Here is a 24,939-nt window from a genome sequence, read left to right as displayed (position 1 = left end):
GACGCGACGGGCTCGGGCCTGTCGGGATGCTCAGCGGCGACCGGGCTGTACGGGGGGGGGACCCGGCCGGTTCGGCAGCTTCGGCGGCTTCGGCTTCGGCTTCGGCGTCTTTGGCGTCTCCCGTCTGCTGTGTCGTCACCATGTGCGCCGGCGTGGTGGGTTCGGTCAGTGTGCGCAGGCACAACCAGCTCAGAGCGGGCATCAGGATCAGTGGCGTCAGCGCCGTACGCAGGGACGTCGCGTCGGCGAGGCTCCCTATGAGGGGGCCGGCCAGGCCGCCGACGCTGACCGTGAGGCCGAGGGTGATTCCGCTCGCGGTACCGATCCGGGAGGGCAGGTAGTCCTGGCCGAGGGTCACCTGCAGTGAGAACGGCACGTACAGGCCGGCGGAGGCCAGTGCCACGAACAGGTAGAGCGCCGGGCCGGGGACCGTCAGGAGTCCGGTGACCGCGACGACCGCGGCCAGGTACGACCAGCGGCAGACGGTCACCCGGTCCCAGCGGTCGGCGAGTCTGCCGCCCAGCGCGGATCCCACCGCGCCGCCGAGATAGAGCACGAAGAGCGCCGCCGTGCCCGCGAGCGTGCTGCCTCCCAGGTGCGCTGCGGCGTAGAGCGGAACGAAGGTGCTCAGGCCGATGAAGACGATGGACCGGCAGATCACCGCCGACGACAGTTTCGTGAACGAGATCCAGTCGTCACGTCCCGTCGTGACCGCTGTGTCGGCACGGGCGTCGCCGGGCCTGTGCAGGGCGCGGAGCACCGGCAGGCACAGCAGGCTGCCGACGAGGGCCGGCACCACGAGCAGGGGCGTCAGACGCAGGCCTCCGGTGGCGACGACGGCGGAGACCAGCAGGGGAGCCAGTGCGAAACCGAGATTGCCGCCGAGGGCGAACCAGGCCATACCGCGGTGGCTGCCGCGGCCGGCGAGCCGTGCGACGCGGGCGGACTCGGGGTGGTAGGCGGCCACACCAAGACCCGCCACCGCCACGAACACCAGCGTCAGCGCGTAGGAACCGCTCACTCCGCTCAGGGCGATGCCCGCCCCGCCGAGCAGGGTGCTGACCGGCAGCAGCCAGGGCATCGCCCACCGGTCGGTCAGCGCTCCGAACACGGGTTGGGCCACGGAGGAGAGCAGGGACGCGGCGAGGACGAGACCGGACGCCGCGGCGTAGCCGTAGGCGCGCTCGGCGACGAAGAAGGGGACGAGCGCCGCCACCGCGCCCTGGTAGACGTCCACGCAGGCATGACCCAGCGACAGCAGAACGATCGATGTGTTCGATGTGTTCCTCGGGTTCCTTGGCACGTCACCATCGTCGCCAGCTCACCGGCTGTCGTACTTCCAATAAACTGCCAACCGATGCCGCAGATCCGCCACCAGCCGATCGCGCCGACCCGTACCCAGACGCTGGCGACCGGGGCGGAGATCGACCCCCATCGACACGACGACCACCAGATCGTCTACGCCGGGCGGGGTGTGCTGACCGTCACGACCAGCAAGGGGACCTGGGTGGCACCGGCCACGCGGGCGATCTGGGTGCCGGCCGGTACGGTGCATGCCCACCAGGCCCATGGCGAACTGGAGTTGCACCTGGTCGGACTGCCCGCGGGCGACAACCCGCTCGGGCTGGAGGAGCCGACCGTGCTCGCCGTCGCGCCCCTGCTGCGCGAGCTCCTCCTCGCCTACACACGTGCCCCGATCGACGACAGCCCCGAACGCGCCCGGCTGCGTGCCGTGTTGCTGGACCAGCTGCGGGCCTCGCTCCAGCAGCCGCTCCACCTGCCCAACCCCACGGCCCCTCAACTCAGGGACCTGTGCGACCTCCTGCACACCGACCCGGCCGACCCCCGCACGCTGTCCCCCCTGGCCAAGGAGGTCGGCGCCAGCGAACGCACACTGTCCCGGCTGTTCCGGGCAGACCTCGGTATGACGTTCCCGCAGTGGCGTACCCAGCTGCGCCTGCACCGCGCCCTGGTCCTGCTGGTCGAGAACACCCCCGTCACCACCGTGGCACACCGCTGCGGCTGGTCGTCCGCCAGCGCGTTCATCGATGTCTTCCGCCGGACCTTCGGACACACTCCGGGGGCGTACCAGGGCGGTGCGCTGAGGTTTTCCCGCGCCGCTGCGGATGCTGACGGAGGGGCGGGCGCGGAACGCTGAGCGGGTGGCTGGCCCGGGGGCTGCTGGAGTTCCGGATGTGGCACGCCCCCGCTTCACCCGCCGGTGCGGTGCCGGCGGTGGTACGAGAACGTGACGGCCGCGAGCAGCGGTCCCCAGGCCATCAGCGGGAGATAGCAGGCCCGCATGAACCAGAGCCAGCCGCCGTGGAGGTCGTGCTCGATGTCGTCCAGGAGGATCAGCTGGGCGAGGGGCAGCAGGGTGAAGAGCAGGCAGAGCAGGGTCGCGCCGAGGGCGGCGGCGGTGACGGCCGCCTTCGGTGCGACCGGCCGTCCGCCCAGGAAGGGCAGCCAGCGGGGCATGACCTCGCCCCAGGGGCGGACCAGCCCGAGGGTGAGGAAGGCCAGCGCCTCGGACAGCAGGCTGAGGCCGATCATGTAGAGCGTGCCCCAGCCGGGGGAGTGGAGGTCGTTGCGGAGCACCTCCGTGCTGTAGCCGAGCGGTACGCCCAGGGCCAGTGCGAGACGCCACAGGCTGGAGGGCAGGACGCAGGCCATGGTCAGGTGCGCGGCGCGGATCGCCCAGCGCTCGGGTGGCGGGGTGGGCCGGGCAGTGGCGGTAGGGGCGGCGGTAGTTGTCGTGGTGTCGGTAGTTGTCGTGGTGTCAGTGGTCACGAAGGGATGGTGGCCGGAAGGGGCAGGTCGGCGCGTCGGTCTGGGGTGTTGTCCGCAGTCGTTCTAGAGGATGGTCTCTAATAGGTTTTCGATAGCCGTATGGAGGAGGTCTTCGGTGCCGTATCTCCTACCAGAGCTTGTCGATGTCGCCCGGGTGCAGCTCGATGCGGGAGTGCGGGAAGGCGTCGCGGGACTGCCGGGCCGCGGGGGAGAAGAAGTCCGCCATGGTGACCTTGTCGAAACCGGGGTGGTCGCTGGGGAAGGGGGCCTGCGGGGTCCCTCCGACCAGCACCGCTCCGGGAAGGTGATGCCAGCCCGCGCTCTCGTAGAAGGCTTGGAGCGGTCGGTCGCAGGTGAACAGCCCCAGGTCCAGGTCCGAGGAGGCCATCGCCTCGTGGGCGGCGGTCACCAGGTGACGGCCGTGTCCCCGGCCGCGGGCGGACCGCCGGGTCACCACCGTGCTCAGCCCGCCGGCCCGGTAGCCCCGGGCGGCGTGCACGATCGGCTTGGTGAGGACGTCCAGGGCCGCCAGCACCGTGCCGTCGTCCACGAGCAGCATCGACACGGGGTGCAGTGCGGGGTCGTGGCCGGTCGGGGTGTCGCTGCGCGCCGAAGGGCCGGACCGCGGCTCGACCGTGGGCCACGCCTCCTCATGGAGCTCCTGCACCTGCGTACGGAGCGGGGGCGGGGTCGCGGCTTCGGGGAAGGTCAGGAGCTGCACCTGGCGATTGTGCAGGTGCCGGGCCTGTGCGGACGAACGGTTTACGGGCAGTCGGTCGTGGCGCCGGGCTGAGGGCACGGTTACGCATGGGGGCACGGATACGGATGGGGGCACGGGTGCGGATCAGGGTGCGGTTGCGGTGATGTCCGGCCGCCTGGGCAGGTGTTGGGCGGGCAAGTGGCGGGTGAAGGCGAAGCCGGTGAGGGTGATGGCGGCGGTGGCCAGGATGGCGGATTTGAGGGCCGCGAGTTGGGCGTCGGCGTAGGCGTCCACGAGCGCATCGGCTTCGGGTGGCGGCAGCGCGGCGGCTTCGGTGGCGGCTCGTACCTGGTCGGTGCTGATGAAACTGACCCCGGCCTCGATGGCGGTGCCGACCTGCTGATGCGCCGCGGCCGAGATCTGGGGGTTGTCCTCGATCTGGGTGGTGAACGCGTGTACCAGGGCGCCGATGAGGAGGGAGCCGATCAGCGCGGTGCCCAGGGAGGAGCCGAGGTTCTGGGCGGTGTACTGGAGGCCGCCCACCTCGCTGCGGTCGGATTCGCCGACGCTGGACTGGGTGACGTTGCCCAGCTGCGAGGCGAGCAGCCCCATGCCGAGTCCGAGTAGTGCCATGGCCAGCGCGAACGACAGATCGTCGATGCGCGGCCGGATCGTGGCGAGCAGCCACACGATGGCGGCGAACAGCACCAGCAGGCCGAGCCGCACCACGGTCCGGGGGCCGGCGATCCGTCCCAGGAGGGGACCGCACATGGCCGACAGCAGCATGGTGATCGAGACCGGCAGCAGCCGCAGACCGGTCTCGAAGGCGTTGTAGCCCTGGACGACCTGTAGGTAGAGGGGGATGGTGAAGAACAGGCCGAGGAGGATGAGGTTCTGGGCGAGCAGCATGGCCAGGCCGGCGCGCAGCGGGGGGATCGCGAAGAGCGGGAACCGCACCAGCGGATCGCGTCGCCGGGCTTCCTGCCGTCGCTCCCACGCCCCGAACAGATGGAGGACGACCGCGCCCGCGGCGATGACGAACAGGGTGAGGGAGAACCCGAAGACGGTGACCGGGGAGTTGCGCGGCCGGAGCCACCCCCAGGAACTGCTCTGCAGTACGCCGAGGACCACGAGGCCCAGGCCGAGTGCGGACAGCGCGGCGCCGACGCCGTCGAGACGGACCCGCGGTCCCGTGCGCGGGCGCTCCGCCACCCACCCCATGCAGCAGAGAACGGCGGCCACCACCACGACCTCGGCGGCGAAGACCAGCCGCCATGTCAGATAGGTGGTCACCCATCCGCCGACCAGCGGCCCCACCGCGATGCCCGCTCCCGACAGCCCGCCGATCACCCCGTAGGCCACGGCCCGGTCCCGGCCGCTGTAGGTGCCGGCCACGAGGGCGGCCAGGGCGGGCAGGACGAGTGATGCGCCGAGCCCTTCGATGACCGACCAGCCGAGTGCCAGCACCCACAGGGTCGGAGCCGACGCGGTGAGCGCGGAGCCCACGCCGTACACGACCAGGCCGATGATGAACGCGCGGCGACGGCCCAGCATGTCGCCGAGTTTGCCGCCGGTGATCATGAAAGCGGCCATGACCAGGGTGTAGAGGGTGATCACGGCCTGGATCGCCGTCACCTCGGTGTGGAAGTCCTCGACCAGCTGGCTGATCGAGACGTTCATCACCGAGGTGTCCAGCACCATCAGGAACTGGGCCGTCCCGAGGATGACGAGAGCCCGCCAGCGCCCCACGGTGTCGCACCTCCTCGGGTTCCGCCGCAGCCTCACGGCCCGGGCGGCGTCAGGGTCGACCGGAGCATAGATTTGCCCTGTATGGGGCATTTGGTGTCCTCGGTGGCGGCGAACCACCCGTACGGGGTGCCCGAGCGCCGACCGGTCCGCTGAACGCCCGCAGTCGGGGACCGCCGCGCGGCAGGGTTCCGCTGCTCGGAGCTCGTGCCCGCGTGCCCGGTGCCCGCCCGTTTCGAAGGAGGCGCGCCATGGCCGCACCGACCGGTCCTACCCCGCAGCGCGGGCCCGCTGACCCCCAGGAGGTCCTCGCCGGTATCGGCGGCTCATGGCACTGGGCACTCGGCTTCGCCCTCGCGACGCTGCTGCCGGGCATCGTGGTGCTGGTCTGGCCCGATGAGACGCTGCAGGTACTGGCAGTGATCATCGGGCTGTATCTGCTGGTGGCGGGAGGGTTCCGGTTTGTGACGGCGTTCTCCCGGGACGGTGAGCGCGGCGGCCGGGTGCCCATGGTGCTCGTCGCGCTGGTGTCCGTCCTGGCGGGGGTGCTGGTGCTGCGGCACCCGCTGCAGACGATCGCCGCGCTGTCCTTGATCGTCGGTGTCTGCTGGCTGCTGTCGGGCCTGCTGATCGCGTTCGCCGCGATCGCCGACCGGAACCTCACCCACCGGGGTCTCGCCTTCGCCGCCGGCGCGCTCGCCGTCGTGGCCGGGGTCGCGGTGCTCGGCTACCCCGTGGAGTCGGCGGTGGCACTGGCCCGGCTGCTGGGCCTGTGGCTCGTCCTGCTCGGCGTCGTCGAGACGGCGTTGGCGTTCGCCCTGCGGGCGGCGGTCCGCCGGAACGCCCCCCTTGCCGGCCGACGGTGAGCGTGGGGCGAGCAGCGCGGCGCCGTCAGTGCTGGACCGTGACCTTGGTCGTCAGTGCTGGAGCGTGACCTTGAAGACGACGATGACCAGGCCGAGGAGGAGGTTCACCGCCCCCGCGACCAGGATCAGACGGCGTGCGGCGCCGGCGCGGACGGCGGCCACCGTCGCCCAGCCGACCTGTCCGGCCAGGGCCACGATGAGCGCCAGCCACGCCGTTCCCTGGGGCCCCAGCCCGAACAGCGCGGCGACCCCCACGGCGGCGGCCGGCGGCACGGCCGCCTTGAGGATCGGCCGCTCCTCGCGGCACAGGCGGCGCACCTCCTGCCTGCTCATGGGCCCGTACGCCATACGGGCGCCGAAGAGGCGGGAGAAGACGTGCGCGGCCCAGAACACCACGGCGGTCCCGAGCAGCAGCACGATGAGTTCCAGCCGCGGGAACGAGCCGAGCGTGCCCGCGCCGACCACCACGGACGCGGCGAGCAGCGAGCCGTAGACCGCGCCGCTGTAGTCGGTGTGCGCGGCACCGGCCGTCGGCCGAGGCTGCGCATCCTGCGCGCGGGTCCGGTCAGTCACACTCCCAGGATCCCCGAGCGGGCGGGCTTCGCACGGTGACGGAGTGCCGGGCACCCCGGAAGCGCCGCCGCTGGTCAGCCGGGGTCACGCCCCGCCGCGGCCCGCCCCACCGTCAGGGCCAGCCTGCGCACCCTGCGCCAGTCCATGGGCGGCTTGCCGCGCGGCACACCCGGACGGCGGCGGGGCACCCGTACGCGCAGGGCACCCGGCTCGATCCAGCAGCGCACGGGGGCGGGTACGGAGAGGGCCTCGCCGTCGACACCGACCGGGATGTCGGCCGTGTCGGCTTCCACGACCACCTCCCGGGCGGCGACCGAGGTCAGTTCGGGCCCATGTCTGCCGCGCAGCATCGAGGCCGCCTGGACCGCGTTGTCGACCTTGACGCCGAGCACTCCCAGGACACCGGAGTCCAGCCGGTCCCGGCGCCCCAGGCCCGCGGGATCTCCCATCCGGTAGGGGTTGTTGCTCACCAGGACGGCCTGCGGCCCGTCGACGGTCACGGCATCGGCGCGCAACTTCAGGCGCGGTCCGCTGTGGTGCGTCAGCAGGCCCGGCAGCATCTGCAGGGTCGTCCGGGCCTTGTCGCCGCGGTAGGCAGGGCTCTGCACCACGGTCGCGTACGCGCCGAAGGAGGCGTTGTTGACGAAGACCCGCCCGCTGCTCTCGGCCGTGGGCGCCCCCACGTCGATGAAGCCCAGATCGATACGGAGCTCGACGCCGTCGGTGAGCGCCTGGAGACAGGCCGAAGGATCCGCACGGTCGAGGCCGAGGTCCATGGCGAAGTGGTTGCGGGTGCCGGCGCAGATGACGACGAACGGCACGCCGCGCTGTGCCGCCACCCCCGCGACCAGGGCCTGGGTACCGTCGCCGCCCGCGACGCCGAGCAGATCGGCGCCGTCGTCGACGGCCCGCCGGGCCAGCCCGGCCACGTCCTGCGGCTGTGCGGGGTCCAGTACGACGACGTCGGCGCCCAGAGCCCTGGCCTTCTCCACCAGGTGGAACTTCCCGACCTTCCCGTCCCCGGAGCGCGGGTTCATGATCAGGAAGGGGCGTGCCGGAGGAGCGACCGGGCGTTCCGGTGTGCGCGTCCGGCCGGTGTCCGGCACCAGCGCCGTTCTGCCCGCGAAGACCGCAAGCGTCCACAGGGCGAGCGAGACGAGCACCACCCACAGCAGCCCGGCGATCGCGTAGAGCACCAGGACGGCGATCGGCGCGGCCGCCGCCAGCACGAGCGCGAGCACCCTGACCGCACCCGCGCGGGCGAGCACCCACCACACACCGGCCGCGGTGACGGCCAGCCCGGCCAGCCCCACGCCCACCAGCGCGATGCTCCGCAGTCCGGCGAACACCAGCAGGACCAGCAGCGCTCCCGTTCCCGCCGCCAGTGCCAGACGTGCGGCCCAACGTCTGTCCACGCGCTCGATCCTCCCGGTTCTCCCGCCGATTCCGGCCCTGCGTGCTCTTCGTCCTCCATTGCACGGGCGCGGCCCGCGCGGCGCCTCACCCTGCGCGGGCGATGCACCGCCGAGCGCTGCCCGGGCGTCGTATGGCGATCAACGGTCGGCGACGTGACCATGGACATACCGGCCGCACGGCACGGGCCGGTTCACTCAGCGGCGGGCGCGGAGCCTTAGGGCCTGACCCATCGGACAGGCCCTAGCCCGGCCGGGCGCCGTCCACGCCTCCTGGGGGTGGTGCGCATGCTTCCGGCCGGTGCCCACGGGGCAGCCGGCGGCGGGAACACCGCCGGAGCGCCGCTGGACCCGACCGTGGGTCCGCTGCTCGCGGCCAAGTTCTCGGTCCCGGCCGTCGCCCGCGGCTTCGTCCGCAGACAGCGGCTGCTCGACCGGCTCACCGAGGGCGCCGACGGACCGCTGACCGTCGTCACCGGCGCGGCCGGGGCCGGCAAGACGACCCTGGTCTCCTCCTGGACGCAGTGGGGGACGCCCCCCGGGCCGGTGGCGTGGCTGACCCTGGACTCCGACGACACCCCCGGCGTCTTCTGGGCCTACGTCGTGGAGGCCTTCCGCCGCCGGCTCCCCGGGCTCACCGCGGACACCGGCATGCCCGTCCGGGCCGGGGGCGCCGACCACTCGCTGCTGGTCCGCCTCTGCTCCGCCCTGGAACGGGTCCCCGAGCCGGTGGTCCTCGTGCTCGACGGCCTGGACAAGGTGCCGGGCAGGGAAGTCGCCTCGGGCCTGGGATTCGTCCTGGACCACGCCGGACCGCGGCTGCGCCTGGTCCTGACCAGCCGGACGGATCCCCTGCTGCCCCTGCACCGCTACCGCACCGAGGACCGGCTGTACGAAATCCGGGGCGCCGACCTGGCGTTCACCCCGCACGAGGTGGCCGTGCTGCTGCGCGCACACGGTCTGACGCCCGACGGGGAGACCGTGGACGCCCTCACCAGCCGTACCGAGGGCTGGGCCGCCGGACTGCGGCTGTGCGCCCTGGCCATGCAGGGGTCGGGCGACGCGGACGGATTCGTCCGGTCCTTCACCGCCTCCGAGCACGCGGTCGCCGACTACCTCCTCGCCGAGATCCTCGACGCCCAGCCGGCCGCGGCCCGGGACCTGCTGCTGCGGGTCAGCATCCTGGACCGGGTCCACCCCGACCTCGCCGACGCGCTCACCGGGCGCGCGGACGCCGAGCGGATCCTGACACGGCTGACGCGTGCCAACGCCTTCGTCGAGCCCCTCGCCGACACGGGATGGTGTCGCTTCCACCCGTTGTTCGCCGCGGTGCTCCATGCCCATCTGCGCGGCCAGCGCCCCGGCCTCGAACCACGGCTGCACCGCCGGGCCGCACGCTGGTTCGCCGGCACCGGCCAGGTCACCGAGGCCCTGGCCCACGCGGCCGCCGGAGGGGACTGGGAGTACGCCGCAACCGAGGCCGTCCGGCACCTGAGGCTCGCACGCCTGCTGGCCGACCCCGCAGCCGACGGGCTCGAAGGGCTCTTCGCCCGTATGCCCGCGGACGTCCCGGGAGTCGAACCGGCCCTGGTCGCGGGCGCCTGCCAGCTGTCGCGGCGCGACGCGGCCGGCTGCCGCGCACACCTCGCGCGGGCCGAGAGGCATCTGCACCGCAGGGGAGCGGGGCCCGCGCCCGAGGCGCACCTCACCCACGCCCTGCTGCGGCTGCTGTCCGAGCCGTACGACCCGCAGGACGAGGGTGCGCGCGGCATGGCGGGGGCCGAGGAGGCGGCACGGCACGTCGGGGAACTGATGGCGCGGCTGCCACGAACCCGGATCGACGCACACCCCGAAATCGAGGCGCTGCGACGCCACGGACTGGCCTGCGCCCTGCTGCGATCCGGACGCCTGGAGGACGCCAGGGCGGCGTTCACGGAGACCGCACGGGCCTGTACGGCCGAGGTGACGCATCTGGTGCGGCACCAGTGCCTGGGGCGGCTCGCCCTCGCCGAGAGCATCGACGGGGCACTGACCGCGGCGGCGGACCACGCCCGCTGCTCCCTCGCCGTCGCCGACGAGCACGGCATACCGCAGCCCCACCGTTCGGGGGCAGGTCATCTGGCGCTGGCCACCGTGGCGTTCGAACGCGGCGATCTCAGCGCCGCCCTGCACCACGCCGATCCGGCCGAGGCGCTCCCCGACACCCACGACGACCCGGTCCTGCTGACCGAGAGGGCGGTCCTGTGGTCCCGGGTGGAAGTGGCGCGGGGACGGTGGGCAGCGGCCCTCGCCACCCTGGACGAACTCGGCCCGGCCCCCCTCGGATGGCCCGCCGAACGCCTCGCCGTCGCGCGCTCCGCCGCGGCTCTGGCCCGCGGAGACCATGCGGCGGCGATCGACGCCCTGGACGGGGACGGGCCCGTGGTCCCGCCCCGGACCGTCGCTCTCGCGCTCGCCCAGCTCGCCGCCGGGCACACCGAGACCGCTCTGCGCCTCGTCGCACCGATCGACGGGGCACCCGGGCTGAGCCTGCCCGACCGCGTACGGATCGGGCTGCTGCGGACCCGTGCCGCGCTGCTCGGCGGCGACCCGGCAGCCGCGCGTGCCCTGCTCGCCCAGGCCCTGGAGGCGGCCCGCCCCGAACGGTTGCGACGGCCCTTCACCGAGGCCGGGCCCTGGGTACGGCCGCTGCTGCACCGTCCGGACGGCCCGCTCGCCGGGCACGACTGGCTCACCGCGCGGCCCCCCGGCAGCCAGGAGGACCCGATCCTGATCGAACCGCTGAGCGTCCGCGAACGGGAGGTGCTCGGGTACCTGGAGCGGATGATGACCACCGAGGAGATCGCCGCCGCCCTGCACCTGTCCGTCAACACCGTCAAGACGCATCTGCGGAGCATCTACCGGAAGATATCCGTCTCCCGCCGCCGGGACGCGGTGGAGCGCGGCCGGGAACTGCGTCTGCTGTGAGCCCGCGGGCCGTGCCGTGCCGTGCGGTCACCTGCTGCGGGTGATGCCGCCCCGCCGTACGGCGGGCAGCATGCGGGACGACGGCTTTCCAGGAGCGGGGAGGAGCGGTGGGCGCATGCGGTACGAGTTCCGTGTCAGCGGCCATGTCTCCGCCGGCCTGGCCGAGGCGTTCCCCGAGCTGGACAGGGTGCTGGCGCCCCGCCAGACGCTGTTCTTCGGGGCGGTGACGGACGAGGCGCATCTGTACGGGCTGCTGAACCGGTTCCGGGACCTCGGCCTGCGCGTCGAGGAGATGCGCCGCCTGGCGGAGTGACGCCGGGAGCAAGGAGGAACCGTGACAGCGACGCATCCGGCCGCCCACGCCACCCCGGCCGAGCGGGCCGCCCGCGGCAAGGACGCCCGCTCCCGGGTGCCGCGCTCCGGCCACGCCCGGTTCGTGCCGGGGGAGGAGCGGCTAGACCCCCTCGGCATCCTGGAGAGCCAGTCCGCCACCCGCGTACCGGAGCTGGTGCCCCTGCGCTACGGCCGGATGCTGGAGTCGCCGTTCCGCTTCTACCGCGGCGCCGCGGCGATCATGGCCGCCGACCTGGGCCGGGCACCCCACACCGGTCTCACGGCCCAACTGTGCGGCGACGCCCACCTGTTGAACTTCCGGCTGCTGGCCTCTCCCGAACGGCGCCTGGTCTTCGACATCAACGACTTCGACGAGACACTGCCGGGCCCGTTCGAATGGGACGTCAAGCGGCTCGCCGCCAGTCTGGCCATCGCCGGCCGCGCCAACGGCCTCACCGATCAGCAGCGCGGCGCCGTCGTACGGGAAGCGGTCCAGGCGTACCGGGAGCGGATGCACGGCTTCTCCACCATGCGCACCCTCGACATCTGGTACGCCCGCGACGAGGCCGAGGACCTGGCGCAGGGGGCCGCGGAACGGCTGGGTGAGGGCGTCCGGCAGCGGACCGACCGGGCGATGGCCAAGGCGCGCGCCCGGGACCATCTGCAGGCGTACGCCAAGCTCACCCGCGTCGTCGGCGGCGAGCGCCGGATCGCCCCCGACCCCCCGCTGATCACTCCCCTCGGCGACCTGCTGCCCGGGACCGAACGCGCCGACCTGGAGCGGAATCTGCGGCAGCTGATCGAGCGGTACGCCGAGAGCCTCTCCTCGGAGCGGCGCCATCTCCTCGGCCGCTACCGCGTGGTCGACATGGCGCGCAAGGTGGTGGGCGTCGGCAGCGTCGGCACCCGCTGCTGGATCGTGCTGCTGCTCGGCCGGGACGACGGGGATCCGCTGCTCCTCCAGGCCAAGGAGGCCGGGGAGTCGGTACTCGCCCCGTACAGCGGGCCGGGCGGATACGACAACCAGGGCCGGCGGGTCGTCGCCGGGCAGCGGCTGATGCAGGCCGTCGGCGACATCTTCCTCGGCTGGGAACGCGCCACCGGCATCGACGACCGGCAACGCGACTTCTACGTACGGCAGTTGCACGACTGGAAGGGCATCGTCCAGCCCGACACCATGCCCCCGGACATGCTGCGGTTCTTCGCCCGCCTGTGCGGCGCCTGTCTGGCCCGGGCCCATGCCCGCTCGGGCGACGCGCTCGCCATCGCCGCATACCTGGGCACCGGGGACGCCTTCGACAAGGCCCTGGCGGAGTTCGCCGAGGCCTACGCCGACCAGAACCAGCGCGACCACGACGCCCTCGCCGAGGCCGCACACAGCGGCCGGATCACCGCCGCAGCCGACTGACCGGGAGGCGACCATGGCCCCGTCCAGCTCCTCCGCTCCCCAAGGGCCCGGCCGGCCCGAAGAGGAGCCCGCCCTGAGCGCCGCCGAACGCGCGGAGTACGACAGGCTGCGCAAGGCCGCCGCGGTACGCCACCGGCGCCTGCGCTACACGACCGGATCCGTCCTGCTGGTCCTGGCCTTCCTGCTCGCCCCGCTCTCCGTCGTCGCCACCTGGGTGGACAGCGAGGTCGCCGACACCGACCGGTACGTACAGACCGTGGCGCCGCTCGCCACCGATCCCGCCGTGCAGGACGTGGTGACCGACCGGCTGACCAACCGCGTGGTCGCCAAGGTCGACGTCAAGGCGGTCACCCGGTCCCTCGCCTCGGCGCTCCAGAAGGCCGGTGCCCCGCCCGTGGTCGTGGAGCACACCCCGGCGCTGGCCGGCCCCCTGGAGAGCGCGCTCACCGACACCGTGCACGATGTGGTGTCGAAGGTGGTGACCAGCGACCAGACCGCCCAGGTGTGGGACGCGGCCAACCGCCGGGCCCACGCCGCGGTGGTGAAGGTCCTCACCGGTCAGGGCGGCAGCGCGGTGCAGGCGCGGGGCGACACCATCGTCCTGGACCTCGGCACCGTCGTCGACAACGTCAAGCAGCGCCTGGTGGACGCCGGATTCCAGAAGGCGGCCGACATCCCCGACACCGACCGCACCATTGCGCTGCTGCAGACCGACAAGCTCCAGAAGGCGCAGAACACCATGCGGCTGCTGGACGTCGTCGGCACCTGGCTGCCCGTCGTGGCCCTGGCGCTGGCCGCGCTCGCGGTGTGGGTGGTGCCCGCGCACCGGGTGGCCCTGATGAGCGCCGCGATCGGGATCGGCGTGATGATGGCCGTGCTGCTCATCGGCCTCGCGGTCATGCGCCGGGTCTACCTGGACTCCGTCCCGCCCACCACGCTGCCCGCGGACGCGGCCGCCGCCATCTACGACACATTCGTCCGCTTCCTGCGCCAGAGCACCTGTACGGTCCTCGTGATCGCGGTGATCACCGCCCTTGCGGCCTACCTGTACGGACCCGGCCGCGGTGCCCGCGCCATACGGTCCGGCGCCGTCCGCGGCACCGGGGCCGCCGGCCGGGCCCTGGCCCGCTCGGGCCTGCGCACGGGCGGCGCCGGCCAGTGGCTGGACACCCACCGCGGCTGGACCACCGGCGTCGTCATCGCCGTGGGCGCGCTCGCCCTGCTGCTGTGGAACTTCCCCACACCGGCATCCGTGGCCCTCGTCCTGGGCATCGCGGTCCTCGTCCTGGCGCTGCTCGGCGTGCTCGCCGCGGCGGCCCAGGGGCCGGGCCCGTGAGGAACGTCCCCGAGCCCCCCGGAATCCCACCCGCCCCCCGGAATCTCACCCGCGCCGGGTGAAGCGACCGGCCCCTGTCGCGCGCACGCTCGGGGAGAGGACCCGGGGGACGCTACGGATGGGAGAAAACGATGGACGGCTTCGTGTATCTGGCGTACGACTACCCGGTTCTGGGTGCGTTCTGGACGATGTTCCTGATCTTCCTCTGGGTCCTGTGGTTCGTGCTGCTGTTCCGGATCATCATGGACATCTTCCGCGACGACACCATGAACGGCTGGGCCAAGGCCGGGTGGCTCGTCCTCGTGATCGTCCTCCCCTTCCTCGGCGTCTTCGTCTACGTCCTCGCCCGCGGCAAGGGCATGGGCAAGCGCGAGGTGGACCACGCCCGCGCCCAGCAGCAGGCATTCGACGCCTATGTGCGGGAGACCGCCCGGGGCGCAGGCCCGACCAGTGAGGTCGACGAACTCGCCAAGCTCTCGGAGATCCGTGCCAGGGGCGACATCACCGATGAGGAGTTCCGCCGGGCGAAGGAGAAGATTCTGCACTGACCGCGGCAGAGGCGACCATGAGCGCTGGACGCACCACCGGCGGGACCCGCCCGGCCCGCCCGGACGAGCCGGTGACCGTGCAGGCCCAGGCCCTGTTGCCGATGATCTGGGCCGACCCCCAGCACATGCCCGAGCAGCTGGCCCTCTTCGCGGTGCGGCGGTTCGGGCCTCGGGCCGCGGCCGCCGTGGCCCGTCGCAAGCGGCGCAGACCCCTGGCCGAGGACGATGAGTTCGTCCGGGAGGCCATCGTCCATGGAACGCGGATGACCATCGCCGAGGGGGCTGCGCTGGGCGGCCCCTTCGTGGTCGTCATGCCCGTGAGTTTTGTGGCGGCCCTGCTCTCCCAGGCCCAGATGGTCCTCGAACTCGCCGCGCTCGCCGGGCACGACCCCCGGAGCGAACAACGGGTGGCGGACCTGCTGGTACTGCAGGACGTGTATCCGTCGACCGAGGCGGCCGGCCGGGCGCTGACCGAGGTGCCGCGCCATCCGCCGGGCGGCCGGGGCCCGCTTCCCCGGCGGACACGGTGGTCGCTGATCCTCAGGATGGCCGCCCTCCTCGGCATCACCGGCGGCGGCGAGAAGCGCGGCCGACTCCAGCGGGTGGTTTCGACCGCCGTGATCGGGGCGCTCTTCCTGGTGGGCATGGTGCTGCCGTTGATCTGGGTGCCGGCCCTCGCGGTGATGTACCGGCAGAACAGCCTGCGGCTCGGCGCGAAGGTTCTGCGGTACTACACCCCCGGCGCCGCGGGCGACCTGGTCAGACACCGGCGCGGGATCACCCACGTGCCCAGGGCGGCGGGGGTCGCCGCCATTGTGCGCATCCTCGCCGTGACGGTGGTGCCGTTCGCAGCCGCCGCGACGGTCGTCCTGGCGGGAGTCCGGCTGGCCGGCGGGGTGTGGGGAACCGCCGTCCTCGTCCTCGTCGTGGTCTCCCTGCTGGCGGCGGGTGTCTGGTTCATCCGCCACCGGTCACGGTCCCGGCCGGTGGCGGAATCCTCTCCCTGACGCCGCGGTGCTTCAGACCAGGGTGCTTCAGACCACCGGACTTCCCGCGGTGTGCCACGGCACGAAGGCGTTCGTCAGACCCGCGAGGGCGGTACGCAGTTCCGGGTGGTGGCGCAACAGCACGGTGATCATGGTGCTGTCGTCGATCCAGGCCATGCCCGCCTTGGAGTACACCTCGGGCGTGTAGTACTCGGTGAAGAAGCGGTCGCTGTTCAGCCGGCGGGAAGCCATCAGGATGAAGATCCGGAACGCCGTGTCACTGAAGGCGAATCCGGCCGGCAGCTTCTCCGCGTTCAGCCCGACGATCAGGTCGACCTGCTCGATGTCGCCGTCGTAGAGCTCCTCGATCTGGTCGGCCCACGCGGGGTTGTCCGTCAGCTCGTCGAAGGTCTCCGCGGGCTTCAGCCGCAGCAGCCGCCGGAACTCGTTGTAGCGGGGCACGCCCAGCTCCCGGGTGCGCAGGATGTCGGTGGCGGCGAGGTCCTGCAGATGACCGTCCGGACGCTCGAACTCCTGCAGGAAACGGGGGAAGTTGTGCAGGGTGACCAGCCCGGGGTGGAGCGTGCCGAAGCTGTAGAGCAGATCGGCCGTGTCCGTGGTCTCCAGGACCTTCAGCGCCCCGGGGCCCGCGATGTCGCGCAGGGTGCAGTGCCGCAGGGTGGTGTTGTCGGCGGCGGAGCGCAGATGCCACTCGTCACGGATCAGCGGATGCATACGGTAGACCGCCACGAACTCCTCGGTGAGGGAGTACGGGATGCCGTAGTGGTCCGTACCGCCGCCGGGAATGCCGCTGATGACCTCGCTCCCGCTGATCCGGCCGAGGAGATCGTGGACGCGCTCGCCCGCGATGCCCCACCAGTTGGCCCGCAGCGCCTTGACGGTCGTGGGATGGCTGATCACGGCCGGTGTCCACTCCACGGTGTGAATCTTGGCCAGGAGCGCCGCGTTGACGAGCCGGGCGCGCTGGAAGAGCTCCTCGTCGTCCCAGGACGGGTACGCGGTGTGCAGATGGTCGCAGATCGCGTTGTGCTCCCGGGCGAACAGGTTCTGCATCATGGCGAGACCCAGCCAGAAGCCGGGAACACGGGAGGGATCGCTGGCGGGGTCCGGGGGGAACGGCGACTGCCCGTCGTCCCACAAGTGCAGCCTGCCCAGCTCGCCGGTGCGCAGCTGGCGCTGCTCCGCCTCGTTCGTCCCGTAGATCTGGGACGCGTCCCACCAGTGGGAGGAGACGTTGACGCGGGTGTCGGGGGTCCCGGCGGGGGCCTGCGGGTCCCGGGTCGGGTCGTCCGGGGTCCGCATGATCCGCATCGGCTGCTCCGGCCACGGGTCGTCGTCCATGAGGGGCACTTCCCAGGGCCGTTCCGTCGGGCTCGTGCCGTGGCTGAACCAGTCGCGGATCATGAACTGCAGCCAGGCGGCGACCAGCGAGTTGACCGATTCGGCCGGGATGAGCCGATCGCGGGTGAGCAGGGCGCGGCTGACCTCGCGCGGGTTCGGTGCGGACAGTACGTCCTCGGGCGTGGCCGGGGCGATCCGGTCCAGTGGGATGTTGCGTCCGAAGCGGGTGCCCGCCATGCCCATGCGCGGCTCGTCGAGCGCGTTGTGGCTGCCGTCGGCGGTCCGGTTGACCTTGTGGCTCTCGGCGGGGGGTGCGGGATCGGGGAGATTGACGGCGGGCAGCCGGCCGGTGTCGTGGAGGTTGTGCTGCCGGAGTCTGACCCGCAGTCCGAGGAGCGTCAGCAGGCCCGGGATGACGGGCAGCTTGTCCCAGCCGACGCGCCGGTCGACGAAGGCGGCGACGCCGGTGACGATCCGCCAGGGGAGAGACGTACGGTATCCGGCTCCGGCACGCCCTGCGGCGCCTCGTTGCGTGCTCATCGCGATACTCCTTGATTGGCTCCTGGTCGTGTGGCTCCTGGTCGTTCCGCGTGGTGCAAGGACCCGGCCCCGCCGGTTCAGGCGGCGACCGCATCGCCGAGGATCACCTCGCTCGCCTTCTCGCTGATCATGTAGATGGGGGTGGCGACGAAGAAGCCGGGAATGCGGGGGAAGACCGAAGCGTCGACGATCCGCAGGCGGTCCACGCCGCGCACCCGGAAGCCGCTGTCGACGACGGCCGAGGGATCGTCCGCCCGTCCCATCTTGCAGGTGCAGGACGCGTGGTGGCCCCAGGCCTCGTCCCGTACGAAACGGCGGACGGCGTCGCGGTCGCCGACCTCCTCGCCGGGCCACAGCTCCTTGAGGATCACCGAGTCGGCCCGGCGGTTCATCCCGCGTACGAACTCCACGGCTGTGGCCATCGCTTCGAGGTCCACGCCGTCCTTGTCCGTCCCCTCGGTGAAGGAGTGGAAGTTCACCAGGGGGGTGTCGCGGGGGTCGGCGGAGCGCAGCCGCACCCGGCCGCCGGTGTTGTGGGTCCGGCTCTTGAGGATCGCCCAGGTGAAGCGGTCCCGGTGGCGCGTCAGGTCGAGCGAGTAGCCGGGGTAGTAGCCGCGGAAGTCGAAGGGGCCGCCGAAGATGAACAGGTCGGGGGCGTCCAGCTCCGGGCGCGATGTGCGGGTGACACCGACGACGGCACCATTGGTCGTGTACAGGCCCTCACCGCGCTGCCAGGCCCGGTAGCAGCGGTCCGGCTCGGCACCGGGCTCCGGCGCGTGGAAGGCGCAGTCCTTGATGACGGGGAACTCGCGGTCCATCTGGCTGACCACGCCGACCTCGTACCGGTCCTGAAGATTGGCGCCCACACCCTGGAGATCGACCCGTACGGGGATGCCGTGCCGTCCGAGCTCCGCACGCGGGCCGATGCCCGAAAGCATCAGCAGCTGGGGCGTGTTGAAGGCGCCCGCGGCCAGGATCACCTCACGGGAGGCGAGGACCCTGCGCAGGACCGGTGCCGCGGTGCCGGGCCGGCTGCCGGGAGCGGCCCCGTAGGCGTGTGGCTCGTCCAGATAGTCGACGCCTGTCGCCGCCCCGCTCGCGTCCAGCACGATGCGGGACGCCAGGGCGTCCGTACGGACCACCAACTCGTCCGGGTGGGCGCGCCGCACCGCCTCGACACGCTCGCGGACGGCGCTGCGCCGTCCGTTCGCCGTGGAGATCGGGATCTGCCACAACCCCTGCAGAGCATCCGTCTGCACCCGCCAGTCATTGGGGTCGACAAACGACCCGAGCCCCTCCAGCGGGGACAGCGGCCGGCCGAGGAAGTCGGCGAGGGTGTCCTGCGCGGCGGCAAGGATGATCTTCAGCAACTGCTCGTCCTGGACGGCCAGTTCGGGGTCGGCGAGGGCGGTCGGCAGCCAGCCGCCGAATCCGTGCCGGGCGTCGTTGCGGTACCGGGCGGCCGTGAAGGGCAGGGCCTTGACCAGCGCGGCCAGCAGCGGATTGCGCGGCAACTCCTTGGGCTCGGGCCGGTACGTACAGCGCTCCAGCCGCTCGAAGTACCGGCGCATGGCGGTGCTGTGCCAGGTGGCGTCGCCGGTCTGCTCCGCGATCTCGTCCCAGTCCCGGTTGTACGGATAGACGGTGATCAGCGCATGATGCGCGGTACAGCCGCCGACCGTCCCCGCGCGCGGGTAGAGGATGCCCTTGTCCGGGACGAGCTTGCTGTCGCGCCGGTGCTGCTCCTCGTCGGCGTAGTGCCGTACGAAGTAGTCCCAGCGCTGGAGGGGATCCTCGGAGGCGTCCGCGTGGAAGGCGGGAACCAGGTAGTTGTCGTTCTCCGCGGCGCCGCCCGCGTCGAGCAGCAGGGTGCGCATGCCCGCGGCGGCGAGGTTGGCCGCCAGCGGCCCTCCTCCCGCACCGGCTCCGACGACGATGTAGTCGAAGCCCGTCTCGGCCGGGGGAGCGGCACGGGGCCCTGCGGTCACTTCGGCTTCCCCTTCTTCTTCCGCTTCGCGGAGTCGGTGAGGGAAGTGGTGGCGCTGGCGGCCAGGGCCGTGTTGACGGCCGAGATCAGTGTGGTCAGCACCGCGGTACGGGGCGGAAGCCGGCCGCGGACGCCGAGCATGGCCGCCGTCACGGTGTCACTGCCATGGATCAGCACGCCCTCGCGCACGTCCTCCTGGAGCCGCTGCCCGCGGTTGGTCAGCAGATCGAGGCCGAGCAGGGTCGTACGGATCCCGAAGAGCCGGAAGGCGTAGACGGCGGCCGGGCTGAGCGGCTCACGGCCCGGGTCGAGGCGCCGGATGAGCAGGGCCGGGGCCAGCAGTCCGGTCACCCCGTTGAAGAGGCGGACTCCGGCGAGTGCATAGACCGAGGCAGGACGGCGGGCGGCACGTTGCGTGGCCATCACGTCTCCTGAAGGTGCGGTGACTCTTGCGGTGACGGAACTACCGCCGCATCCCCGGCAAAGGGGAGGAGACCAGCTGAAAACACTCTCCCTCACATGCTAGGGGAACCGGTGTTCACCCGCACTTCGAGGCCGTCGTTCTTCGAGGCCGTCGTTGAAGGGGCAACTCACGAAGGGTCGCACCGACTTGCACCTCACGTAACGGAAGGTCCTACGGTTCCGAGCCATGAAGATAGTTGTTCACGACACAGCGTCCGCCATGATCGATCTCCTGCAGCGCCCGTTGGAGGAGCGGCCCGACGCCCTGCGGGACATGCTCAGCCCGCTCCAGAGCGCGATGTCCGTCATGGGGGACATGGACCTGGTGGAGATGCACCGCATGGGCAGCGGCTTCCGGCTCGACCGCGAGGACCCGCGGTACCTGCCCGCCGTGCGTCAGATGCGGGACGCGGGGGTGTGGAGCCGGATCGAGGCCTCGCTCGCCGCCGCGTGGGAGCGGATCAGCGGTGCGGTGCCCGGCGTCGGCCACGCCGAGACCGTGCACGTCGTGGTCGTGCTCGGCGATCCCGACGACGACCACCTGACGGTCCGTAGCGCCGGCTACCTCGGGATGGGCGGCATCCCCGGGGCGATCCACCTGCTGATGTGGCCGACCGAAACGAGCCTGGAGAAGATCGGCCACGCGGCCGCGCACGAGCTCCACCACAACGTGCGTTATGCCAACGTGGTGTGGGACCCGGTGGCCGTCACGGTGGGAGAGCATGTCGTCGCCGAGGGCCTGGCCGAGGCGTTCGTACGGGAGCTGGCCGGCGAGCAGGCCATGGGCCCGTGGGCGACTGCGCTGACCGGCGCGGCGCTGGACAGCGCCCACGAAAAGATCACCGCCGACATCGACGTGGCCGGAATGCAGAACCTGACCGCGTATGTACTGGGCGACGCCACCGCCCAGCGCATGGGCCAGCAGCCCGTCGGACTGCCGGACTTCGCCGGCTACGCGGCCGGCCTGCGGATCGTGGACGCGCATCTGGCGGCCTCCGGCCTGACCGCGGCTCAGAGCACCGCCCTGCCGGCACGCGAGATCCTTCTCAACGCGGGCGTGGCGACCAGGGCGTGACCGTCTCGGGCGGAACGCACCCGGCGGGGCGCGGTGGCCGGGCGGGCTCCCGAATGCCGGCCCCGCCCGGCCGTGTCCGGGACGATCGCTGCCAGGCCCCGCCCCCGCCGGGCCACTTGGCGGCGGCGCGGCGGGCCCCCGCTTGGTGCCGCTCGGCTACGGCTCCGGCCTCACTTCGGCGGGCGGATCGACAGGGCGTGGCGGAACTCGTCGCGCGGGTCCCAGCGGGCCTTGATCCGCTGCAGCCGGGGGTAGTTGTCCTTGTAGTAGAGCGTGTGCCACGGGGTTTTGGACGTGTTCAGGGCGGGGTCGGCGAGGTCGATGTCCGGATAGTTGATGAAGGAGCCGTCGCTGACCGCGCCCGGCACGGGCACACCGCCGCTGTCCGCGTACACGGCGCGGTAGAAGTCGCGGACCCACGCCAGACGCGGTGCGGGGTCTTCCTGCGTCTCCCATCCGGTCATGTAGATCGCCTTGAGGACCGAGTCGCGCTGGGCGACGGCCGTGGCGTCCGACGGGACCTCGTTGACCTGCCCGCCGTAGGAGACAAGCCACAGCGAGCCCGCCAGCTCGCCACCCGCCTTGCCCGCCAACCGCTCGTGTACGACCTCGATCTGACGGTCCGTGTAGCGCCGGCGCAGATAGGCGGCCTTGCACTTGAACGGTGCCGGCGCGGACTCCTGTACCCGTGCGGAGGCCTCCAGATAGGGCATGGCCTCGTGCCCGCGAGTGGGCCGTACCCCGACACCGTGACCGACCGCGGCCACATAGTCGTCGATCAGCCGCTGTGCCTCCGGCCCCGCGGAGTCCAGCAGCCCGGTCAGGGCGATCTCGCCGTACTTGCGGGTGTTGAGCATCAGCACGCTGAACATCCCGGCGTACGGCGAACCCGGGCCGCTGTTGCGCTCGTACCAGCGGCCGTGGTTGCGCACCAGCCGGGTGAAGGAGCGCCGGTCCAGGTCCTTCCAGGACCAGGAGGCGGAGAAGGACGTGACGGACTCGGGGGCCCGGGGCAGCAGCTGCGAGGGGCCGGCTCCCCTGGCCGCCGCCGGATCGCGGAACCAGTAGCGCGTCACGATGCCGAAGTTGCCGCCCCCGCCACCGGTGTGCGCCCACCACAGATCGTGGTGCGGATCCGAGGGCTCCCTCGTCGCCACCACGCTTCTGGCCCTGCCGGACTCGTCCACCACCACGACCTCGACGGCGTGGAGATGGTCCACGGACAAGCCGTACCGGCGGGACAGAGCGCCGTACCCGCCGCCCAGGACATGCCCGCCGACACCGACCTCGGCGGTGGCGCCCGCCGGGATGGTGACCCCCCAGCCGAGGAACAGCTTGCGGTACACCTCGCCGAGCAGGGCCCCCGGCTCGACCGCGAACGCCCGCCGCCGCGTGTCGTAGTAGACGGCCGACATGGCGGAGGTGTCGATCAGGACGCGCACGGACGGATCGTCGACGAAGTCCTCGAAGCAGTGCCCGCCACTGCGTACCGCGATGCGCCTGCCCTCCCGCACCGCCTGCTGCACCGCGCTGACGACCTGTTCGGTGGAGCCCACCACACGTACGTAGTCGGGCTTGCCGACGAAGCGCGCGTTGCAGCCCCGGCGTGTCAGCGATCGGTAGCGCGGGTCGTCGGGACCGACCTTGACCGGGCCCAGCGGTGGCGGGCCGCCGGGCGGCGGTGAGGCGGCCGCCGCCGGCGTCGCCGCGACGCCCTGCGTGGTCAGCCCCGCGGCCGCCCCGCCGAGAACCGCTGCGCCCGCGAGTAAGCCGCGACGCGTCACTTCTGCCATTGTCACTCCCCGTCGATGCGGATTGCCGTCGTCATGCTGTCGCCGGACCCCCGAAGCGAGCCGGCTTTCCCGCTCCACGATCGACGACGAAAGGCGACCGGACATCGTCCGCGATGACCAACTCGCCCTACTGCCAGGGTCGGGGGGACGGCCCTCCTTGAGGAGGGTGCGCCACAGGCACGCGTCGGTTAGAGGGCATCTCCGTGCCGCGGCGGTCGGGTGCCCTGTTCCCGCGGCCCCTGTCCCACCGACGGCAGATAGCGCGGTGCCCGCCAGGCGTTCAGCCGCTGCTCCACCGCGGCCCCCAGCGACAGCAGCCGGGTGTCCTGGTGGCGGCCGGCCATCAGGAGGAGGCCGACGGGCAGTTCGTCGACGAAGCCGGCGGGCACCGACAACGACGGGTACCCGGCCACCGCCGCGGGGGTGGACGACGGGATCACGTCGTTGTCGCCGCGCGCACAGTCGGTCGTCCAGGCGGGCGGGTTGGTCGGTGCGGCGATGGCGTCCAGGCGGTGCGCGGACATGGTCTCGTCCAGGGAACGCCGGGAGAGGTCCCGCAACTCGGCCCGCATCGCCCGGTATTCGGGGTCGGTGGTGGGCGGCGCGGCCAGGGCCCGCTCGAACAGCTCCTGGCCGGTGAAACAGGTCCGCTCCGCCGGGTGGGTGCGGTGGAACTCGATGAGCCCGGCGAGGTTCCGCGGCCCGTGGCGGGTGGCGAGGTAGGCGTCGATGTCCCGGTGGAACTCGCTCAGCAGCGCGGGGAATTCGAGGGCGGCGAGCCGCGCCTGGTACGGGGGTGTCACCTCGACGACCTCGGCACCCGCGGTACGCAGCCGCTGCGCCGTACGGGTCAGCACGGCGTCCACTTCCGGGCCGAGCGAGGGCAGCCGCCACAGGCCGATCCGTTTGCCGTGCAGGGAACCGGGGTGCGTGGTCAGCGCTTGGGGGAGTCCGGAGGGGCTGCCGGGGCGCGCGGTGTCGTGGTCACCGCGGAGCACCGCAAGGGTGAGCGCGGCATCGACGACATTGCGCGCCATGGGCCCCGCGGTGTCCTGCTCCGCGGAGATCGGCACCACACCGGCTCCGCTGACCAGCCCGAGGGTGGGCTTGAAGCCGACCACGCCGTTCATCCCGGCGGGGCACACGATGGAGCCGTCCGTCTCGGTGCCGATCGCCACCTGCGACAGCGACGCGGCGAGCGCGGCGGCCGAACCGGCGGACGACCCGCAGGGGTTCCGGTCCAGCACGTACGGGTTGTGGGTCTGCCCGCCCACCGCCGACCACCCTGAAGTCGGCTTCTCCGCACGGAAGTTCGCCCACTCGGACAGGTTGGTCTTGCCGAGGATCACCGCCCCCGCCTGGCGCAGCCGCGTCACCAGGGCGGCGTCGGTCTTCGGCGGACGGTCGGCAAGTGCCAGCGATCCGGCGGTCGTCGGCATATCGCGGGTGTCCACGTTGTCCTTGAGCAGGACGGGGATGCCGTCGAGCGGGCCACGGGTGTCGCCGTGCCGGTGCCTGACGTCGCTGGCGGCCGCCTGGCGCAGCGCCGTCGGATCCGTGCGCAGCACCGCGTCGATCTTCGGGTCGATGGTCGTGATCCGTCGCAGGTAGGCGCGGGTCAGCGCCGTCGAGGTCAGCGCACCGTCCGTCATACGAGCCTGCAGCTCCGGGATCGTCACCGTGTCGAGATCGACCCCGGGCAGCTGGGACGCGCCGGGCGGCCGCGAGGGACCGCCGGCGCCGTGCGCGACGGCTTCGGCGCGCGGACCCGGCACCCCCGCCAAGAGGGCCCCCGCGACCAGCGAGGCGATCAGCGTGGCAATGCTCCTCTTTCCCATGAGGGGTAGCGGACTACAGCCGGTGTCGCGGCGCAAGGGTGCCGCAGGGCGTAGGCGCGGCCACCGGCCCACCGGTCGTCGGGGTCTCGCGGCGGAGCGGAAAGCCATCGCCGACCTCGGCCCGCGGCTCCTTCCACGGCCTGCTGACCAGGCCGGACACCGCAACGGCTGTCCGGGACATGTCCGGGCCTGTCCCGGACAGCGGAGGGCATTCCCC

The 24,939-nt window shown here is 72.3% G+C and carries 19 protein-coding genes and 1 pseudogene; 9 read left to right on the top strand and 11 right to left on the bottom strand.

Annotated features, from left to right (window positions below):
• Positions 1–147: 147 nt before the first annotated feature.
• Positions 148–1,252 (bottom strand): annotated as a pseudogene (locus ACWD6P_RS12490) (MFS transporter); the annotation flags it as partial.
• Positions 1,253–1,357: 105 nt separating this feature from the next.
• Between ACWD6P_RS12490 and ACWD6P_RS12485 the strand changes: the two are divergent.
• A complete protein-coding gene (locus ACWD6P_RS12485; RefSeq protein ID WP_451444021.1) occupies positions 1,358–2,158 on the top strand; it encodes an AraC family transcriptional regulator in 801 nt (266 codons plus the stop codon).
• A 53-nt stretch (positions 2,159–2,211) separates the two neighbouring features.
• On the opposite strand, the gene ACWD6P_RS12480 is transcribed toward ACWD6P_RS12485, so the two are convergent.
• From ACWD6P_RS12480 to ACWD6P_RS12470, 3 genes are all read right to left on the bottom strand, one after another.
• Positions 2,212–2,790 (bottom strand): hypothetical protein, encoded by a 579-nt coding sequence (locus ACWD6P_RS12480; RefSeq protein WP_451444020.1) that lies wholly within the window; start codon positions 2,788–2,790, stop codon positions 2,212–2,214.
• Between the two features lie 127 nt (positions 2,791–2,917).
• Positions 2,918–3,511 carry a GNAT family N-acetyltransferase gene (locus ACWD6P_RS12475; protein WP_451444019.1) on the bottom strand — a complete coding sequence of 198 codons (594 nt, stop codon included), beginning with the start codon at positions 3,509–3,511 and terminating at the stop codon, positions 2,918–2,920.
• Between the two features lie 123 nt (positions 3,512–3,634).
• Positions 3,635–5,239: an MFS transporter gene (locus ACWD6P_RS12470; protein ID WP_451444018.1), complete on the bottom strand. Its 1,605-nt coding sequence runs from the start codon at positions 5,237–5,239 to the stop codon at positions 3,635–3,637.
• A gap of 248 nt (positions 5,240–5,487) precedes the next feature.
• On the opposite strand from ACWD6P_RS12470, the gene ACWD6P_RS12465 reads away from it, so the two are divergent.
• A complete protein-coding gene (locus ACWD6P_RS12465; protein ID WP_451444017.1) occupies positions 5,488–6,102 on the top strand; it encodes an HdeD family acid-resistance protein in 615 nt (204 codons plus the stop codon).
• Positions 6,103–6,153: 51 nt separating this feature from the next.
• Here ACWD6P_RS12465 and ACWD6P_RS12460 read toward each other — a convergent pair whose 3' ends face one another.
• Both ACWD6P_RS12460 and ACWD6P_RS12455 read right to left on the bottom strand, forming a co-directional pair.
• Positions 6,154–6,675, bottom strand: a complete 522-nt coding sequence (locus ACWD6P_RS12460) for a hypothetical protein (RefSeq protein ID WP_451444016.1) — start codon at positions 6,673–6,675, stop codon at positions 6,154–6,156.
• Between the two features lie 74 nt (positions 6,676–6,749).
• Positions 6,750–8,090: a diacylglycerol/lipid kinase family protein gene (locus tag ACWD6P_RS12455; RefSeq protein ID WP_451444015.1), complete on the bottom strand. Its 1,341-nt coding sequence runs from the start codon at positions 8,088–8,090 to the stop codon at positions 6,750–6,752.
• A 285-nt stretch (positions 8,091–8,375) separates the two neighbouring features.
• Between ACWD6P_RS12455 and ACWD6P_RS12450 the strand changes: the two genes are divergently transcribed.
• The 6 genes from ACWD6P_RS12450 to ACWD6P_RS12425 all read left to right on the top strand — a co-directional run bounded on the left by ACWD6P_RS12450 (position 8,376) and on the right by ACWD6P_RS12425 (position 15,686).
• Complete coding sequence (locus ACWD6P_RS12450) at positions 8,376–11,054, top strand: LuxR C-terminal-related transcriptional regulator (protein WP_451444014.1); 2,679 nt, start codon at positions 8,376–8,378, stop codon at positions 11,052–11,054.
• Positions 11,055–11,169: 115 nt separating this feature from the next.
• Positions 11,170–11,367, top strand: a complete 198-nt coding sequence (locus tag ACWD6P_RS12445) for a hypothetical protein (protein WP_451444013.1) — start codon at positions 11,170–11,172, stop codon at positions 11,365–11,367.
• A 21-nt stretch (positions 11,368–11,388) separates the two neighbouring features.
• On the top strand, positions 11,389–12,795 hold the full coding sequence (locus tag ACWD6P_RS12440; RefSeq protein WP_451444012.1) for a DUF2252 domain-containing protein: 1,407 nt from the start codon (positions 11,389–11,391) through the stop codon (positions 12,793–12,795).
• Positions 12,796–12,808: 13 nt separating this feature from the next.
• Positions 12,809–14,131: a hypothetical protein gene (locus ACWD6P_RS12435; RefSeq protein WP_451444011.1), complete on the top strand. Its 1,323-nt coding sequence runs from the start codon at positions 12,809–12,811 to the stop codon at positions 14,129–14,131.
• 131 nt (positions 14,132–14,262) lie between these two features.
• On the top strand, positions 14,263–14,679 hold the full coding sequence (locus ACWD6P_RS12430) for an SHOCT domain-containing protein (protein WP_451444010.1): 417 nt from the start codon (positions 14,263–14,265) through the stop codon (positions 14,677–14,679).
• Positions 14,680–14,696: 17 nt separating this feature from the next.
• A complete protein-coding gene (locus ACWD6P_RS12425; protein ID WP_451444009.1) occupies positions 14,697–15,686 on the top strand; it encodes a hypothetical protein in 990 nt (329 codons plus the stop codon).
• 27 nt (positions 15,687–15,713) lie between these two features.
• Here the strand turns inward: ACWD6P_RS12425 and ACWD6P_RS12420 are convergent, their stop codons facing one another.
• From ACWD6P_RS12420 to ACWD6P_RS12410, 3 genes are all read right to left on the bottom strand, one after another.
• A complete protein-coding gene (locus ACWD6P_RS12420) occupies positions 15,714–17,567 on the bottom strand; it encodes a peroxidase family protein (protein WP_451444008.1) in 1,854 nt (617 codons plus the stop codon).
• A 77-nt stretch (positions 17,568–17,644) separates the two neighbouring features.
• The gene (locus ACWD6P_RS12415) at positions 17,645–19,555 is read right to left on the bottom strand and encodes a GMC family oxidoreductase (protein WP_451444007.1); all 1,911 of its coding nucleotides are present in this window, start codon (positions 19,553–19,555) and stop codon (positions 17,645–17,647) included.
• On the bottom strand, positions 19,552–19,977 hold the full coding sequence (locus ACWD6P_RS12410; RefSeq protein WP_451444006.1) for a hypothetical protein: 426 nt from the start codon (positions 19,975–19,977) through the stop codon (positions 19,552–19,554). Before ACWD6P_RS12410 ends, ACWD6P_RS12415 begins: the two co-directional genes overlap by 4 nt.
• Before the next feature lie 226 nt (positions 19,978–20,203).
• Between ACWD6P_RS12410 and ACWD6P_RS12405 the strand changes: the two genes are divergently transcribed.
• On the top strand, positions 20,204–21,091 hold the full coding sequence (locus ACWD6P_RS12405; protein WP_451444005.1) for a DUF2268 domain-containing protein: 888 nt from the start codon (positions 20,204–20,206) through the stop codon (positions 21,089–21,091).
• 170 nt (positions 21,092–21,261) lie between these two features.
• Here ACWD6P_RS12405 and ACWD6P_RS12400 read toward each other — a convergent pair whose 3' ends face one another.
• Positions 21,262–22,884 carry an FAD-binding oxidoreductase gene (locus ACWD6P_RS12400; RefSeq protein ID WP_451444004.1) on the bottom strand — a complete coding sequence of 541 codons (1,623 nt, stop codon included), beginning with the start codon at positions 22,882–22,884 and terminating at the stop codon, positions 21,262–21,264.
• A 188-nt stretch (positions 22,885–23,072) separates the two neighbouring features.
• Entirely contained in the window at positions 23,073–24,722 is a 1,650-nt protein-coding gene (locus ACWD6P_RS12395) for an amidase (RefSeq protein WP_451444003.1), read from the bottom strand.
• Positions 24,723–24,939: the final 217 nt, after the last annotated feature.

This window comes from Streptomyces sp. NPDC002446 (genome assembly GCF_053595675.1).
Note: the sequence above shows the minus strand (reverse complement) of the source record. Positions and strands in the feature narration are given on the sequence as shown.

Excerpts from the sequence above, each read along its gene's own strand:
- ACWD6P_RS12430 (WP_451444010.1), top strand. The coding sequence starts at position 14,263 with ATGGACGGCTTCGTGTATCTGGCGTACGACTACCCGGTTCTGGGTGCG.
- ACWD6P_RS12410 (WP_451444006.1), bottom strand. The coding sequence starts at position 19,977 with ATGGCCACGCAACGTGCCGCCCGCCGTCCTGCCTCGGTCTATGCACTC.
- ACWD6P_RS12405 (WP_451444005.1), top strand. The coding sequence starts at position 20,204 with ATGAAGATAGTTGTTCACGACACAGCGTCCGCCATGATCGATCTCCTG.
- ACWD6P_RS12420 (WP_451444008.1), bottom strand. The coding sequence starts at position 17,567 with ATGAGCACGCAACGAGGCGCCGCAGGGCGTGCCGGAGCCGGATACCGT.
- ACWD6P_RS12425 (WP_451444009.1), top strand. The coding sequence starts at position 14,697 with ATGAGCGCTGGACGCACCACCGGCGGGACCCGCCCGGCCCGCCCGGAC.
- ACWD6P_RS12400 (WP_451444004.1), bottom strand. The coding sequence starts at position 22,884 with ATGGCAGAAGTGACGCGTCGCGGCTTACTCGCGGGCGCAGCGGTTCTC.
- ACWD6P_RS12485 (WP_451444021.1), top strand. The coding sequence starts at position 1,358 with ATGCCGCAGATCCGCCACCAGCCGATCGCGCCGACCCGTACCCAGACG.
- ACWD6P_RS12435 (WP_451444011.1), top strand. The coding sequence starts at position 12,809 with ATGGCCCCGTCCAGCTCCTCCGCTCCCCAAGGGCCCGGCCGGCCCGAA.
- ACWD6P_RS12395 (WP_451444003.1), bottom strand. The coding sequence starts at position 24,722 with ATGGGAAAGAGGAGCATTGCCACGCTGATCGCCTCGCTGGTCGCGGGG.
- ACWD6P_RS12450 (WP_451444014.1), top strand. The coding sequence starts at position 8,376 with ATGCTTCCGGCCGGTGCCCACGGGGCAGCCGGCGGCGGGAACACCGCC.
- ACWD6P_RS12445 (WP_451444013.1), top strand. The coding sequence starts at position 11,170 with ATGCGGTACGAGTTCCGTGTCAGCGGCCATGTCTCCGCCGGCCTGGCC.
- ACWD6P_RS12465 (WP_451444017.1), top strand. The coding sequence starts at position 5,488 with ATGGCCGCACCGACCGGTCCTACCCCGCAGCGCGGGCCCGCTGACCCC.